The organism is Arthrobacter sp. MMS24-S77 (genome assembly GCF_054888235.1).
On the sequence record NZ_JBTZRN010000001.1, the window covers coordinates 3726347 to 3740540 of the forward strand.

The 14194-nt window shown below is 61.8% G+C and carries 15 protein-coding genes and 2 pseudogenes; 3 read left to right on the forward strand and 14 right to left on the reverse strand.

Annotation, left to right across the window (positions count from 1 at the left end):
- Positions 1–98 precede the first annotated feature (98 nt).
- From ACX5I4_RS17075 to paaA, 10 genes and pseudogenes are all read right to left on the reverse strand, one after another.
- The gene (locus ACX5I4_RS17075; protein ID WP_461837685.1) at positions 99–1154 is read right to left on the reverse strand and encodes an LCP family protein; all 1056 of its coding nucleotides are present in this window, start codon (positions 1152–1154) and stop codon (positions 99–101) included.
- Between the two features lie 88 nt (positions 1155–1242).
- Positions 1243–1890, reverse strand: a complete 648-nt coding sequence (locus ACX5I4_RS17080; protein WP_461837686.1) for an acetyltransferase — start codon at positions 1888–1890, stop codon at positions 1243–1245.
- Between the two features lie 361 nt (positions 1891–2251).
- Complete coding sequence (locus tag ACX5I4_RS17085) at positions 2252–2728, reverse strand: carboxymuconolactone decarboxylase family protein (RefSeq protein ID WP_461837687.1); 477 nt, start codon at positions 2726–2728, stop codon at positions 2252–2254.
- Positions 2729–2878: 150 nt separating this feature from the next.
- Positions 2879–3277: pseudogene (locus ACX5I4_RS17090) on the reverse strand (response regulator transcription factor); the annotation flags it as partial.
- Between the two features lie 600 nt (positions 3278–3877).
- Positions 3878–4657 carry an enoyl-CoA hydratase/isomerase family protein gene (locus ACX5I4_RS17095; RefSeq protein WP_461837688.1) on the reverse strand — a complete coding sequence of 260 codons (780 nt, stop codon included), beginning with the start codon at positions 4655–4657 and terminating at the stop codon, positions 3878–3880.
- Between the two features lie 11 nt (positions 4658–4668).
- On the reverse strand, positions 4669–5904 hold the full coding sequence (gene paaE / locus ACX5I4_RS17100; RefSeq protein ID WP_461837689.1) for a 1,2-phenylacetyl-CoA epoxidase subunit PaaE: 1236 nt from the start codon (positions 5902–5904) through the stop codon (positions 4669–4671).
- A gap of 10 nt (positions 5905–5914) precedes the next feature.
- Positions 5915–6466 (reverse strand): 1,2-phenylacetyl-CoA epoxidase subunit PaaD, encoded by a 552-nt coding sequence (gene paaD / locus ACX5I4_RS17105; RefSeq protein ID WP_461837690.1) that lies wholly within the window; start codon positions 6464–6466, stop codon positions 5915–5917.
- Between the two features lie 11 nt (positions 6467–6477).
- A complete protein-coding gene (paaC, locus tag ACX5I4_RS17110) occupies positions 6478–7416 on the reverse strand; it encodes a 1,2-phenylacetyl-CoA epoxidase subunit PaaC (RefSeq protein WP_461837691.1) in 939 nt (312 codons plus the stop codon).
- Entirely contained in the window at positions 7413–7730 is a 318-nt protein-coding gene (paaB, locus tag ACX5I4_RS17115) for a 1,2-phenylacetyl-CoA epoxidase subunit PaaB (RefSeq protein ID WP_461837692.1), read from the reverse strand. The genes paaC and paaB overlap by 4 nt, the downstream gene beginning before the upstream one ends.
- Positions 7727–8721, reverse strand: a pseudogene (gene paaA, locus ACX5I4_RS17120) (1,2-phenylacetyl-CoA epoxidase subunit PaaA). The gene paaB and the pseudogene paaA overlap by 4 nt, the downstream one beginning before the upstream one ends.
- Positions 8722–9149: 428 nt before the next feature.
- Here paaA and ACX5I4_RS17125 point away from each other — a divergent pair.
- A complete protein-coding gene (locus ACX5I4_RS17125; protein ID WP_461837693.1) occupies positions 9150–9605 on the forward strand; it encodes a YkvA family protein in 456 nt (151 codons plus the stop codon).
- On the forward strand, positions 9595–10200 hold the full coding sequence (locus ACX5I4_RS17130) for a cation transporter (RefSeq protein ID WP_461837694.1): 606 nt from the start codon (positions 9595–9597) through the stop codon (positions 10198–10200). The genes ACX5I4_RS17125 and ACX5I4_RS17130 overlap by 11 nt, the downstream gene beginning before the upstream one ends.
- Positions 10201–10231: 31 nt before the next feature.
- Here ACX5I4_RS17130 and ACX5I4_RS17135 read toward each other — a convergent pair whose 3' ends face one another.
- Positions 10232–11059 (reverse strand): VOC family protein, encoded by an 828-nt coding sequence (locus ACX5I4_RS17135; RefSeq protein WP_461837695.1) that lies wholly within the window; start codon positions 11057–11059, stop codon positions 10232–10234.
- A 155-nt stretch (positions 11060–11214) separates the two neighbouring features.
- On the opposite strand from ACX5I4_RS17135, the gene ACX5I4_RS17140 reads away from it, so the two are divergent.
- A complete protein-coding gene (locus ACX5I4_RS17140) occupies positions 11215–11514 on the forward strand; it encodes a hypothetical protein (RefSeq protein WP_461837696.1) in 300 nt (99 codons plus the stop codon).
- A 212-nt stretch (positions 11515–11726) separates the two neighbouring features.
- On the opposite strand, the gene ACX5I4_RS17145 is transcribed toward ACX5I4_RS17140, so the two are convergent.
- The 3 genes from ACX5I4_RS17145 to ACX5I4_RS17155 form a co-directional block, all read right to left on the reverse strand.
- A complete protein-coding gene (locus ACX5I4_RS17145) occupies positions 11727–12203 on the reverse strand; it encodes a PAS and ANTAR domain-containing protein (protein ID WP_461838762.1) in 477 nt (158 codons plus the stop codon).
- Positions 12204–12212: 9 nt separating this feature from the next.
- Complete coding sequence (locus ACX5I4_RS17150; protein WP_461837697.1) at positions 12213–12521, reverse strand: DUF4190 domain-containing protein; 309 nt, start codon at positions 12519–12521, stop codon at positions 12213–12215.
- A 393-nt stretch (positions 12522–12914) separates the two neighbouring features.
- Positions 12915–13877, reverse strand: a complete 963-nt coding sequence (locus tag ACX5I4_RS17155) for a plastocyanin/azurin family copper-binding protein (RefSeq protein WP_461837698.1) — start codon at positions 13875–13877, stop codon at positions 12915–12917.
- Positions 13878–14194 lie beyond the last annotated feature (317 nt).

Consider the following 14194-nt stretch of genomic DNA (forward strand, 5'->3'; position numbering starts at 1 on the left):
CGCTGGACACCTGGCTCCACGCGTAGGTATTCAGGCAAAGGCCGGGTCGGCGGAATGTGCCTAGTAGGACTAGGAACGTCGACTCCCGATTTCACATCTCACCCGGCGTTCGCCAACAACTCACGGCGTTGGAGGTACGATCCCAAAGAGTCTCCGGCCATCGCCTGGCCTATTCCGGCAACGGCGGTCGGGTCGTTTATGACTATCGACTGCTGTCCATCAGGTGACCACCCGGTCCCCAAATTTGGCAGCGTAAACGTGCGCACGTCGCTTCCATGAAGTCCACGTAACTCCAGTGCCAAGCCCACAACTGCCGGCCCGTTCAACGACGGATCCATGCTGATGCTCGGTGAGACAGTATTCACCAGCGTCGAGACTTTCGCTGGATTCGAGAGCGTGTCGGCTGAGAGTATTTTGCTCATCAAACTCTTGGCGAATATTTGTTGATCACGAACGCGCTGGTAGTCTCCATCGACGAACGAGTGACGTTCACGCACAAATCCAAGGGCCCTGTCGCCGTTCAGTACCTGCCTGCCCGGTTCGAAATGCATGTCGCCGTAGTTAAAGGCGTAGGGGACATCGACCTCAACCCCGCCGATCGCGTCGGTAGCGGCTTTGAAGCCCTCCAACTGGACCGCAACAACATGATCAATGCGAGTTGAAAACATTCTTTCAAGGGTTTCAACCACTAGACTAACGCCGCCCTGTGCCAGGGCAGCATTGATCTTAGCTTCCCCGTGACCCGGTATGTCCACCCAGGTGTCCCGCATAATGGACATCACGTAGATATTCTTGCGGTCCGCCGGGACATGGACCCACATTATTGTGTCTGATCTCTCATCGCCGGATCCGGACGCATTGACTGGACCCGAACTGTTGTCGCTCCCCAGGAGAAGGATGTTTTCGGCCTTGGCTCCTGCAGACGTGTCGATGGGAGGACGGTTAGTCTCAGCAGGAAAAGCGCTTGCCAGTGTCTGGGTTTTTGAGCTAAATGACATGGCCAGGTTGACGACATAGATTCCGCAAACCAGAGCGACTACAAAGAACACGCTCAGGAACCCCAAAAACACATTCCGGGCCTTGCGGCGCCGCTTCCTTGCGGCTTCGTTGCCGTTCAAGGCGTCGCGGGTGCCGTCCTCAGGAAATTCGATCATGGTTACTCGGACTCCTCCAGAAACATTGGCGTTACGGCTTTTGGCGTGATGATTACAGCTTTGACCCCGTCGGCTACCTGGAGGATTGTCATCGCGCGGGAACGCCCTTGACCGTTGCCATCGGTGCGACATGGCGCGTCACGACGGCTCCAGCCCCGACCGTGGAACCAGACTCCACTCTTAGGCCCTGAAGTAGCACCGAGCCAGCACCCATCAAGCACAAATCTTCAACGACCGTTTCTCCAGATACTATGGCTCCCGGGTTCACTGAAACAAAGTCTCCCACCTGCGCATCGTGTCCGACTATGGAGCCCGGGTTCAAATGAACGTGGTCACCTAGTTTCACATTCGTTGAAACCTGGACCCCTGAGCAGATAACCGTCCCTGCGCCGATCTTACTTCTGGATCCAATCACTGCTGCCGGATGTGTAAGCGTCGCAGCCTCAAATCGACCGTCTGCCTGCATAGTCAACGACAGTCTCCGCCGAACTTTCGGGTCTCCCACAGCGACTACATAGTGTGCTTGCCTATGCAGTTTTAGCCAGTCCTGAAGACTCCCGAGGTGCTTGTACCCGCGTTCGGTAAGCCGCCGCAAGCCGACGTCAGTCAAGCTGTCATCGATGACCCCAAGAAGCTCAAAAACGGGATCAGGCCCAGTTCTATTAATCGCCTCAACTACGTCGATGGATTCTCGGCCAAAGCCTCCACCGCCAATAATCACTAACGGTACTGGCATAGGTCAGCGTCCCCCTCCAAGAATCGTCACGTCTTGCGACGCTCTACGGTGGACAGCTTATCGCGCAGCCAGAGCTCGGGAGGCATCGACATGAGTCATGTGTTTCGTTCGAGCCACACGCCCAGAGCACTGAATCCGCCCGGCCCAGAGCAGAGGCGCGCCGCCAAGCACTCAATGTCCTGCCCCTTGACTAAGTTCTCTTTAGCAGCTGAGGTCCGCAGCGAGGGATCTGCGCCAAGATGTGCGGCCCCTTCCGGCCCCTGTCCTCTGACATAATCCGTACTTGGGGCGGCACAGCCCATGACTTTGCTGGCACAATCCACAGGAGTCTCCGCTACGCTCGCCTCACCACGCAGGGGTCCTAGCTCCGAGCCTCGCGCACCGGGTGCTCGCTCAGGATAGACAAGCGATTGAAGGCGTTGATGCCGATGCAGGCCATGCACAGCACACTGATCTGTTCCTCGGTGTAAACCTTGCGTGCGCGGGAAAACAACTCGGCCGTGGGACGAGCCGTGCTCATTCGCGTGATCTGTTCGGCCAGTTCAAGCGCCACCTTTTCGGCCTCGCTGAAGAGAGCTACTTCGCCGTACACGGACAACAGGGCAAGCCGCTGCTCGGTCTCGCCATACTTGATGGCGCGGCGGTGGTGCAGGTCCAAGCAGAACGCGCAGCCGTTGATCTGAGAGGCCCGGTAATTCACCAACTCCAGGGTGCGACGCGGGATCCCCGTCCGGTCTGCCTCGGCGGTGACCTGCTCCGCGTAGCCGGAAAGGGCCTGATAAAGTCCGGGCAGTTGCTTGTCCAGATAGCCCGCAAGCCGCGGGGTACTTTCACTCATCCGCCGAGCCTATCGGAGGAGATCCCGGAGGTGCGCCTAGACCTCGGGGGCAAACTGACCTTTGGTCGGAACACCGCCTGGCAGAACTTATGGCCAACTAGACTCCGGCCCTCGGAAGTTCGATGGTGGCCATTCCGGGGGCTGGAGTTCGGCCGATGCCGGCTCGGCAAGTAATGGCGACCGTGGTCGGCGCATCATCGCCGCAATTCTGGCACGAAGCTCCCGGGGCCGGAAGGGCTTGGTGATGAAGCCGTCGGCTCCGGAGTGAAGGGCAGCCAGCAGGTCGGTCTCATCACTTCTGTCAGTGACGATAACGACGTAGGCGTTGCTAAACATGCGGATGCGGCGCAGGACCTCAAATCCGTCAATGTCCGGTAATCCGACATCCAATGTCACGATGTGCGGCTTCAGGCCCCGGACAGTCTCAATGCCTTCGCGGCCGCCGGCTACGGCGTGGACTTCGAAACCCGACTGAAGCAGCACGCCCTCAAGCAGGTTGCGCATGTCTGCATCTTCTTCTACAACCACAGCAACATGTAAATCGCCCATGGCCCCCTCCATGCGTGCCTGAAATCCGTCACGGACCAACTCGCCGACACGACAGTCAGAACCGTAGTCCCCACGCCACAAGCAAGAAGCATGCATTGCATAAGCTGCCCTGAATGAGCCGGACTTGAGATCTAGGGGTGGGGCAAGGTTCGCCCGTATCGTACTGTGAGCTGTAACCCCGGGCCTTAAAGCCACGGGGCAGCACCTCCTCCCTTGCGTTCCTCCCTGGTGTGGGATAGTCGGGCTCGCCGATCAGATCGGCACAGTAGTGATCCCCAAGCGCGTGCTCCCGGAGCTCACGACCGTCGAAGGCGCGCGAAATGCTCGGCTAAGTTGCGCTGGTCGGTCTTTGTAGCAATCGTCGCTCTGGCGGACTCCGAGCATTTCCGTTCAGGAGGGATCAGCGAGCGTCTTCGCATAAATCCCCGAAGTGTCGCACTCAACTACTTGAGACTTGGTACATCGAGCTGGTTGGCGACGTGACTCTGGAACGTCGCCGAATTGGCCGACCGTTCTGTTCCGAGGGCCACACCATCACGTACTGGAACCTCGCAGGACACCCAATGCGTGCGGTCCAGTCACGGCATGGTGAGACGCCCCCTACCCCCTAAAAACCGGTGCCCGCTTCTCCTGGAACGCCCGGAAACCTTCGGCGTAATCCTCGGTCTTGCACAAGCGCGCCTGTTCCCCGTTCTCCTCAGCCATGGAGGCCCACAGGCCAAGGCGCTTGTCGCGGATGTGGGCCACCAGTTCCTTGCTGGCGGTGAACGCACCCGTTGCTCCGGCCGCCACCCGCTCCACGATGCTCCGTGTCGCAATCAGCAAGTCGTCGTCCGGCATGACCCGGCTGAACATTCCCTGCGCAACCGCCTCGGCGCCGCTGATCAGATCCGCGGTATAGATCAGGTCCAAGGTCCGGTGCATGCCCAGGCGTTCCGTGAAGTACCAGTGCCCGCCCGAGTCCAGGGTGGCGCCCAGCTTGGCGAACGGCGAACCGAACTTGGCGTTCTCCGCCACGTACACCACGTCCGTGGCCAGCAACAGGCCAAGCCCGACGCCCAGGCACGCACCATGCGCAGCGGCGAAGGTCGGGGCAGGGAAAGCTGCCATCTTCTTTAACAAAGGCTCAACGAGCCCGCTCAGGTACGCCTTGGCGTCGTCGCTCTCCGGGGTCACGCCCGCAATGTCCCGGCCCGCGCAAAAGGCGCGGCCCTCTCCGCGGAGGAGCAACGCCCGCACCATGCCGCGCGAGGCGGCGGCAGCGGCGTCGTCGTACGCTCTATCCAGTTCCGCGAGCGCTGCCTCGTCAAGCGAATTCAGCTTTTCCGGGGCGTTGAGAACAATTTCGGCGATGCCGTTGGCGATGGAGAGCTCGATCATTCGTTTCTTCCTTAGACGTCGAAATCGACCGTGACGGATTCACTGGTGGGGTGAGCCTGGCACGTGAGCACGTAGCCCTTGTCCAACTCATCCTGCTCCAAGGCGTAGTTCTCGTCCATGCTGACCGTCCCGGTGACCAGTTTGGCGCGGCAGGTGCCGCACACGCCACCGGCGCACGCGAACGGTACGTCCGGGCGGACGCGCAAAGCCGCATTCAGAATCGATTCCCGTGCGTGGGTGGGGCTGGCGACATCGCCGGTCAACCCATCCAGCTTGAAGGTGATCTTGAACGTGTCCTGCGACTCGTCCTCCACAACGGGCCTGCCCGCGTTGCCCTCGGGGCGGTCCGGGCGGCCGGTGGTGAAGAGCTCAAAGCGGACGTGCTCGGGCTCAACGCCGCGGGCAGCGAGGGTATCGCGGCACAGCTGGACCAGCTCGAACGGCCCGCACAGGAACCATTCGTCCACGTCCTCCGCATGGATGGCCGTGCTGAGCAGTTGCTGCAGCTTCTCGGCGTCGATGCGTCCCGTCATGAGCGGGGCAATGCGCTGCTCGCGCGACAACACATGGTGCAACGCCAGGCGCGACGGGTACTTGTCCTTCAAGTCCGCCAATTCCTCGAGGAACATGACGTCCATGGCGGCCTTGTTCGCGTAGATCAGGTCGAAACGCGTTTCCGGGTTCGCGGCCAGCAGGGTGCGCGCGATCGCGATCACCGGGGTGATGCCCGAGCCGGCGGCAATGGCCACGAAGGAACCAGCGTCGCCGAACTCGCCTGCCATGTTCTGCGGATTGTTCATGGAGTTCATGACATTTTGCTGGACAGTCTTGCCGTCCTTGCCGTGCTTGGAAATGAACGCGCCCATGGGGCTCATGACGTCCAGGGTGTCGCCGGCCTTGAGTTCCGCATTCGCCCACGTGGAAAAGATGCCGCCCAGGTCCTTCTTGATGGCCACGCGGATCTCGCTGCTGCCGTCCGCGAAGCTCCGTGGCTCGGCACAGATGGAGTAGCTGCGGCGGACCTCGTGCGGCTCACCGCTCTCATCAGGGAGCGTGGTCCGCAGAGCCACGTACTGGCCGGGAAGGTAGTCGTACTGGCCGGCGAGCTCAACAGGAACACCGAAGGTGACCTCAATGGCGTCGTCAGTCAGGCGGCGGACCTCCGAAACGCTGAGGGAATGAAAAGACGCACGACGGCGGCCGGTGGCCTGCGCTTGTTCGGCTGCGGTTTGGCGGACAACGGGCATGTCGGATTCCTTACAGGACTTTGAAGTAGTCGAACGGTTCCTTGCAGTCCTGGCAGACGAAGAGCGCCTTGCAGGACGTGGAACCAAAGCGGGTGAGTTCCTTGGTGTTGAGCGAAGAACACTGGGGGCATTTCACGGCGAGCTTGAGCCGCACAGGGCCCGAGTGGCCGCCGGCCGCTGCTTTTCCACTTGGAGGTGCGATTCCGTACTCTTGCAGCTTTGCCTTGCCTTGCTCTGTCATCCAGTCCGTGGTCCACGCCGGGGCAAGGACCAGCTCGACGTAGACGCTCGGGTATCCGGCTTCCTTGAACGCGGTCTTGAGGTCGTCGCGGATGGCGTCCATCGCGGGGCAGCCCGAGTACGTCGGCGTAATGGTGACCTGGACCGCGGGGACCAGCCCGCCGTCTGCGCTCTGTTCCTCCGTCACCCGGACGTTACGGAGGATCCCCAGATCCTCAATGGTGAGGACGGGAATCTCCGGATCGCAGACCGTGGCCGCAATCCCCCAGGCCTTCTGCTCGGCGGTTTGCTTGGCCTTGAGGTTTGTGTCCTGAACGAACATGTCCACCACAGTCACCAGCTTGCACCGGGATGTTCGCGGGCCAGCACCTGCATCTCGGCCAAGATGTAGCCCATGTGTTCGGAATGCTTGCCCTGGCGGCCGCCACCCAAAGCCTGCGGGATGGCTCCGAGCTTGAGTTCCTCATCCAGGCCGGCTTCGCTCAGGATCTCGCCCGTGAGCTGGTCGAAGTCCGGGCGGAGGCTGGACGGTTGCACGCCTGCTTTTGTTGCCGCGACGCGGGCCGTGAGCTCGTCGTCCTCGAAGAGTTCGTCCACGTACGGCCAGACGAGCTTGAAGGCCTGGACAATACGACGGCGGGACTCTTCCGTTCCGCCGGCGAGCCGCAGCACCCACTGGGCACTGTGGTCGCGGTGATAGTCGACCTCTTTGAGGGCCTTCGCCGCGATGGCCGCGATGGTGGCGTCCGTGGACTCAGTGAGCCGCTTGTAGAGCTCGAACTGGTAGTAGCTCACGATGAACTGCCGGGCGATGGTGACGGCGAAGTCTCCATTCGGCTGCTCGAAAATGTGAGCGGACCGGAACTCGTGCTCGCGGCGGAAGTAGGCGAGATCGTCCTCGGACTTGTCCCAGGCCGCACCCGCGTAGGTGAGGAAGGACCGTGCGTGGCCCAACTGGTCGAGCGCAATGTTGCCCAGGGCGACATCTTCCTCAAGCTCGGGTGCGCGGGAGATCCAGTGGCCCAGGCGCTGGGCGAGGATCAAACCGTCGTCGCCGATGCGCAAAGCGTATTCCGCGACGTCCTCGCTCGGTTTGACTTGTCCCTTGCGGATTTCGAGGGCGATGTCCTCGGGACGCAGGGCGTTCCCCGGGGTGATGCGCGTGGCGCTGGCGGAACCGTCTCCGGAGGCACCGGCACCCCTGACGCCGACGGAGATGTCGCCGTGGCCCTCGATGGCGAAGTCTGTGTTGTTTGTTTCGGGCGTGCTCATAGGTGCTTCACGCCTTCGCTCTTGGTGTAGTACGTCGCGTGGCGGTAATCCTTGCCCTGCGGAGACTCGAAGAAGGAACCCTTGGAATCCGGGTCGCTCGAGGAAATGGCCTCGGCGGGAACCACCCAGATGGACACGCCCTCGTTGCGGCGCGTGTACAGGTCGCGGGCGTTGCGCAGCGCCATCGCCGCGTCAGGAGCGTGCAAGGAGCCTGCGTGGACGTGGGACAGGCCGCGGCTGGAGCGGACGAAGACCTCCCAGAGGGCCCAGGGAGTTTCGTGGGATTCGTTGGCTGGGGTGGCGGGGGTGGTCATGCTGCGTGTTCCTTTTCTGCTTGCTTGCGCGCGTATTCGGCGGCGGCTTCGCGGACCCAAGCGCCGTCGTCGTGCGCTTCGCGGCGGCGCTCAAGCCGCTGCGCGTTGCAGGGACCCTTGCCGGCGAGAACGTCTTTGAACTCGTTCCAGTCCAGGGGGCCGTGCTCCCATTTCTTGGTTTCCTCGTTGAAACGGATCTCCTTGTCCGGGAGCGTGAGGCCCAGGACCTTGACTTGCTCCACCATCATTCCGACGAAGCGGCTGCGGAGTTCGTCGTTGCTGAACCGCTTGATGTTCCAGGCCATGGACTGCTTGGAGTTGGGTGAATCGTCGTCCGGCGGACCGAACATCATCAGCGCCGGCGCATACCAGCGGTTGACGGCGTCCTGGGCCATCTGCTTCTGGGCAGGGGTGCCGTTGGACAGTTCAAGGAGGATCTCGAAACCCTGGCGCTGGTGGAACGACTCTTCCTTGCAGATGCGCACCATTGCGCGTCCGTAGGGGCCGTACGAAGCACGGCACAGGGGCACCTGGTTGCAGATGGCGGCACCGTCAACAAGCCAACCGATCGCACCCATGTCTGCCCAGGAAATCGCGGGGTAGTTGAAGATGGACGAGTACCTGGCCTTGCCGGCGATCAAGTCGCTGGTCATCTTGTCCCTGCTTTGGCCAAGGGTTTCCGCTGCCGAGTAGAGGTACAGGCCGTGGCCTGCCTCGTCCTGCACCTTCGCCATCAGGATGGCCTTGCGCTTGAGGCTCGGAGCCCTGGTGATCCAGTTGGCTTCCGGCTGCATGCCGATGATCTCCGAGTGCGCGTGCTGGGAGATCTGGCGGAGCAGGGTCTTGCGGTAGGCCTCCGGCATCCAGTCGCGGGGTTCGATGCGCGAGTCCTCAGAGATGATGCGGTCAAAGTACGCCTGACCGGCCGCCTCCCGCTCTTGCTCTTCCGGGACAGCTCAGCGGGCACAGACTGCAGATTCTGCGATGCCATGGTTGCTCCTAAATATTTACCGACCGTTCGTTCAGAATATGCGGAAGGCGCGAGATGCGTCAAGCGTTCGGGTTGCCGGGTGCAGGCCCGACAGGACGCCCGCTCACATATATGGCCAAATGCCAGGACCCTCGCTCAGATCATCTGAGCGAGGGTCGAGCCGGGAGGGCTTGTTTGTGAGCGGGCGTCTGAGGGGGAACGGCACAAAGGCGCGACGACAACGCGACGGGATTGCCGCCGTCGGGCACTAACGGTCAGCGCCGCAACGCTCGCTCAGGTATGAGGGCAAAACGACGAACGCTCGCTCACGTCAAGTGATCGAGCGTCCGGGAAGGCACCCCCAAAAGTGAGTGAGCGTCTTGGGGGAACTTGAGTACGTCGCCACGGAAGGGCGATCGCCCCCAGCCCGATCATGGAATAGTTGAGCCGTGGAATGGTGGGAAGTTGCCGTCGGAATACTGGCCGGGCTGTTTGCCGTCTACGTTGTGCTTTTGCTGGGTTTGTGGGCCTACGCCAGAACCCATCCCGAGACGGTGGGCATGCGGGACGCGCTGCGACTGCTGCCCGATGTCCTGCGCGTACTCAAGCGCCTGGCGGCCGACCCAACGGTGTCCCGCGGCGCGCGCATCAAACTGTTCCTGTTGCTCGGGTATCTGGTTTTGCCGATCGATCTTGTGCCGGACTTCTTGCCGCTCATCGGCTACGCCGATGACGTGATCATCATGGCCTTGGTTCTTCGCTCCGTGATCCGTTCCGCGGGTCCGGATTCTCTCCGCCGTCATTGGCCAGGCACCCCTGCGGGACTAGCGGTCATCGAACGTCTCGTCGGCATGCCGACACCAACCTCCGGGAACTCCAGGGAAGGGGACACCGATGCTTCCTGAAACCGAAAGCTCTCCGGCTATGGTTCGACTGCGACGCCGGGGGTTCGTCCTCGAGGGGATCACACTGGGCTGGAACGTCGTCGGAGTGGCCGTTCTTGCCGTCGCCTCTATCACGGCAGGATCGGTAGCGCTGGGCGGGTTCGGTTTGGATAGCCTGATCGAAATCGGGGCCAGCACGGTAGTGATCTGGGAACTGTCAGGGATCGGCGAAGCGCGCCAGCGGTTCGCATTGCGACTCATTGCCGGCGCTTTCGTGGCCCTGGCGGCCTACCTGGTCATTCAGTCTGGACTCGCGCTGGCCGCTGGCCACCACGCACAGCCAAGCCCCGCCGGGATCATCTGGACCGCCGTCACGGCAGTGGTTATGTTCGCTCTCGCGGCCGGCAAGGCGGCCACGGGTAAGGCCTTGGGCAATCCGGTGCTCATCGCCGAGGGCAGGGTGACGTTCATCGACGGGTTGCTGGCCACGGCGGTCCTGGCCGGGATTTTGCTCGACGCCCTTGCCGGGTGGTGGTGGGCCGATCCGTTGGCCGGCCTGGTCATTGTCTACTATGCGATCCGTGAGGCCGTGGCGATCATGCGCCACCCCCACTGACCAATGCTCGGCGAGAGTGTTGTGCTTCGAATCAGCCCGACGGCGGTGTGAACTGGCTGGCGGTGAACTCCGCACCCTGGGGGTCGCGGATCATCGCGATGCGCGTCCACAGGGTGTCGTCTTGCCTAAGGATCTGGGCACCGAGTCGCTCGGCGTCAGCGACTGTCTGGTCCCGGTCAGCCACGGTGAACGAGACGTGCCAGCGCGGCGGTTCGTCGGGGGCGGTGGCGGCGATCCAGGCGATCGCATCCTCGAAGCCAGACGGGGTGGCCACTCCCGATTGCCGTGCCCTAATGTCCGGATCGACTGTCGCTTCAAGATGGTCACCGTAACCGGGCCTGCGGATCAGCATCGCGAAGCCGAGGTCGTCGACCTGCCAGCCAAACGCGTCCTGGTAGAACGCAATGGCCGCGCTGGGGTCAGCCGTGTGGATATCGCTGAAATTCCAAGCCCCCGGCTGATTGACCACTTGTGCCCCCAGCCGTCGCTTGGCCTGCCAAATGCGGAACTCGGCGCCCTGCGGATCTGTCAGCGCCGCACTCCGACCACCCTCGCCCGCATCGGCAGGCGCCGAAAGCACCGTGGCGCCGACAGACACCAGTCGCTGCGCCGCGGCATCCGCGTCATCAACAGAAACGTAGGTATTCCACGCCGCGGCCCCCTCCTGGGCGCTGGCCATCCCGCCAACGTCTTCGCCGTCGAGTTTGGCTATCAAATAACGGCCCGGCGCCCCCGGCGGCATGACGTCCTCGAACGACCAGCCGAAGAGACCGGCGTAGAACTCAGCGGCCGCGTCGACGTCAGGCTGCTCGGTGTCGATCCAACATGGGACACCGTGTGGGTAGGTTCGATGTGTCATGTCTCGCTCCCGTCCATGCCGAAAGCCTAGCGAACCAGGATCCAGCCGGGCACCCCCGCCACCAATTGTTAGCGGTGGCATCGTCGCTACGATGAGGCCATGCAGCAAGCGCTAACACAATGGATAGTGCTCTCACTGATCGGTACATTCCTGGTTTGTCCGATGGTGATATTCGTCATGAAGCATCCAGGATGGAAAAGCGAGCCGCTGGATGCCCAGCGGAAGGTCCTGATTGTGTTGTTTTTCATGGGATTGTTTTGCATGCTCGTTGCCTGATCACTAAAGTCCGGCAGGGCACCCACGCAACTGGTGTAATCAATGGCTTCCAGCATCTACTGCGCACCACGGCATCCACCGCGACAGCAGCCTTGACCCGTTCCGCCATGGGTCTTCCGCTGGAGCTAAAACGCCAATCCGACGGCGAAAAGGCCGCGCTAACGCCGGTCACGTGGTAGTCCCACCCCGAAAGCAGGACGAGAGCTGTCCAGTTTGGGAACTATTGCTGCGATTCACAACTGATGGTTGGAGGTGAGCGAGTGTTCGCGGGAAACACCCCAAAGGTGAGCGAGCGTTCGCGGGAAACACCCCAAAGGTGAGCGCGCGTCGGCGGGAAACACCCCAAAGGTGAGCGAGCGTCTTGGGGTCCGGAGCGCAACGCGCCTTCGCCTTACACCTCTCCTTGGTCGCAGGCTTGGAGCACCCGGATGAATTCGTCCACCGCTTCCCGTCCCTGATCACTATCCGCCAAGCGAACAAGTTGGGAGGCGAGGACTGCGACTTTGACGTTCGTCCGGCTACTACCGCTAATGAGCAATTTGAAGGCGGCATCGGAGCTAATGAGCAAGCGTCCCATCAGGATGCCGCGTGCCTGATGGATGACGCCACGCGTGGCATTGGCACCGGCGACGGCGTCGCGTGCTGCCTGTTCTGTTTCCCGGCGGAGGGTTGACGTCAGATCGATCGTGGCGCCCTCCAAGGTTGCGACCATCCCCGAGTCGCCCAGATGCCCGTGCCCCGCCGTCAGCACGCGTCGGGTATGCCCTTGCGCGTCAATTATCCGGTGGTAGATGCAGAAATGTCCGCCGTCACGGAATACTTCATCTAGGATCTCGATAGTCCGCAGCCTGTCGTCGGGGTGCTTCAGCTGAACACCTCAGGGATGAAGCAGGAACCGGACGAGGAGATAGAACGCAAAATCCACGATGCCTATGACCATGCCTGCGATGGCGAGGCCGCGCCCACGCAAACCGTGCTCCCTGGCACGCCGGAAGCCGATGCCCGAAATGGCTGTCCCGAGCGGCCCGGCCATCGCGAAGACGAAAAGGCCCACGCAGCTGATGATGAAACCCGTGATGGCCGCCTTGCTGAACGGCGGGCGCACCTGAGTTGGCCCTTGCGGATTACGCATCTGCGGGGTCTCGGACGGCCAGCGCTTCTCGGAGGGCTGGGGAACACGTGCCATGTCGTCTGTTCTCTCTCTCGGAACGATGTTGGGGTGAGCCTACGACACGCAGTACAGGATGTCTGCAGGCCAGGAGTACAGCGGCAGCCACCGTTGACCAAAATGGAGTACAGCGGCAGCCACCCTTGACCAAAATGGAGTACAGCGGCAGCCACCCTTGACCAAAATGGAGTACAGCGGCAGCCGCCGTTGACCGAAAGGTGAGCGAGCGTCCGGCCAAAACACCCCAAAGGTGAGCGAGCGTCTTGGGTGCGGACCGCCGTCGGGCACTCACCCGCATAGGCGTCGGGCGCGCACCCGCAGAAGTTGCCGACCGCCGTCGGGCACGCACGCAAAGGGTGGGGGCCCGCGGCTCCCACCCTGGCTCAACACTTCAGCTAAACAAGCGAGTGACTACTCCTTCACTACCACCTTGCCCTTCATTCCCATGAAGTCGTGCAGAGCGCAGATGTAGTCATACACTCCTGCCTTGTTGAATTTCACAGTGAACGTGGTGCCCGGCGTCATGAAGCCGGAATGGAGCTGCCCGCCTGTGAAGTTCGTTGGATCACCGACCGGAGGGAAGACGTTGGCCGGTTCGGCGCCGAAGGTCACCGTATGCGGAGCGCCCATGCCGTTGTTCACGAAGCTCACGCTCTCGCCAACATGGATCACAACTTTCTCCTCTATGAACCGCATGACCATGGATACGCCGTTGTCGGCACCGGCAAAGACAGTGTGGTCATCGGCCTGGTCACGTGCTGCGTTCCACTGCTCATAGCCGTCGCGGAGGATGGCCCGTTCAGCCTTCTTCACCCGGCTGTTGTACTGCCCCTGCGTGTATGGGTAGTCCGTGCCCTTGTCCCGCACGTGAACTGTGCCCACCATGACGGCGCCGTGCACCAGGCAGTAGTACGTGAAGTCCCCGGTATCCGGGAATGTCAACGTGTAGGACTCCACGGTGGGGAAGCCGGTGTCCGAGACGTTCGACATCACGCCGGAGTTGTAATAGGAGTGCCCGTCATAGTCGCTTCCGCCCTGTGCCAACAAGTACAGCGGGTTGGAAGGATCAAAGGGCTGCGTGGACTCGAGGGTTTGCCCCTCGGCCAGGAACGTGACCGTGTGGATTTCGGCCGCGTTGGCCTTCCACGTGACCTTGTCACCGGCGTTGATGTAAATGTTCTTCGGCAGGAAGGACATTCCCTGAATGGCCTGGTCCGACGATTCGGAACCGACCTGGACGGTCCACGTCCGTGCAGATTTGCCGCCGTCCGCGACGGCTGTGCCACTGAGTGCCACCGGCAACACCAGGGCAAGCAGCAATACCAAGAGCGCCCTCAGGCGCGGCAAAATGAAGGGTTTTGGATGAGCAGTCATAAGACTCATTCCTTAGAAAATCTGTGCTGACCGGCTGTTTCCAGCCTGGAAATTTTGAGGCGCCGGAGACCATGGCGTCGTTTGACGGTGACTCGGTTTCCTTGAACTTCCCTATGAACTTCAGCTCGCAGCTACCGCCCCTCCCCCACATACGGTGCGGCGCTGCGACAATGGGGCCAAACGGATTCCTCCTTTTTGCTCGGAGGGATAACGTCCAGTTCCGTGGGCAAAAGAGCCCCCATTGCGGAACGGATAGGACACGGCAAAGCCGGCCCTATGAAGGCGAGCGATTTAAGTCCCATCGTGCTCCCATAACG

Coding starts and splice junctions, on each gene's coding strand:
- ACX5I4_RS17075 (WP_461837685.1), bottom strand. CDS start 1,154: ATGATCGAATTTCCTGAGGACGGCACCCGCGACGCCTTGAACGGCAAC.
- ACX5I4_RS17080 (WP_461837686.1), bottom strand. CDS start 1,890: ATGCCAGTACCGTTAGTGATTATTGGCGGTGGAGGCTTTGGCCGAGAA.
- ACX5I4_RS17085 (WP_461837687.1), bottom strand. CDS start 2,728: ATGAGTGAAAGTACCCCGCGGCTTGCGGGCTATCTGGACAAGCAACTG.
- ACX5I4_RS17095 (WP_461837688.1), bottom strand. CDS start 4,657: ATGATCGAGCTCTCCATCGCCAACGGCATCGCCGAAATTGTTCTCAAC.
- paaE (WP_461837689.1), bottom strand. CDS start 5,904: ATGCCCGTTGTCCGCCAAACCGCAGCCGAACAAGCGCAGGCCACCGGC.
- paaD (WP_461837690.1), bottom strand. CDS start 6,466: ATGTTCGTTCAGGACACAAACCTCAAGGCCAAGCAAACCGCCGAGCAG.
- paaC (WP_461837691.1), bottom strand. CDS start 7,416: ATGAGCACGCCCGAAACAAACAACACAGACTTCGCCATCGAGGGCCAC.
- paaB (WP_461837692.1), bottom strand. CDS start 7,730: ATGACCACCCCCGCCACCCCAGCCAACGAATCCCACGAAACTCCCTGG.
- ACX5I4_RS17130 (WP_461837694.1), top strand. CDS start 9,595: ATGCTTCCTGAAACCGAAAGCTCTCCGGCTATGGTTCGACTGCGACGC.
- ACX5I4_RS17135 (WP_461837695.1), bottom strand. CDS start 11,059: ATGACACATCGAACCTACCCACACGGTGTCCCATGTTGGATCGACACC.
- ACX5I4_RS17150 (WP_461837697.1), bottom strand. CDS start 12,521: ATGGCACGTGTTCCCCAGCCCTCCGAGAAGCGCTGGCCGTCCGAGACC.
- ACX5I4_RS17155 (WP_461837698.1), bottom strand. CDS start 13,877: ATGACTGCTCATCCAAAACCCTTCATTTTGCCGCGCCTGAGGGCGCTC.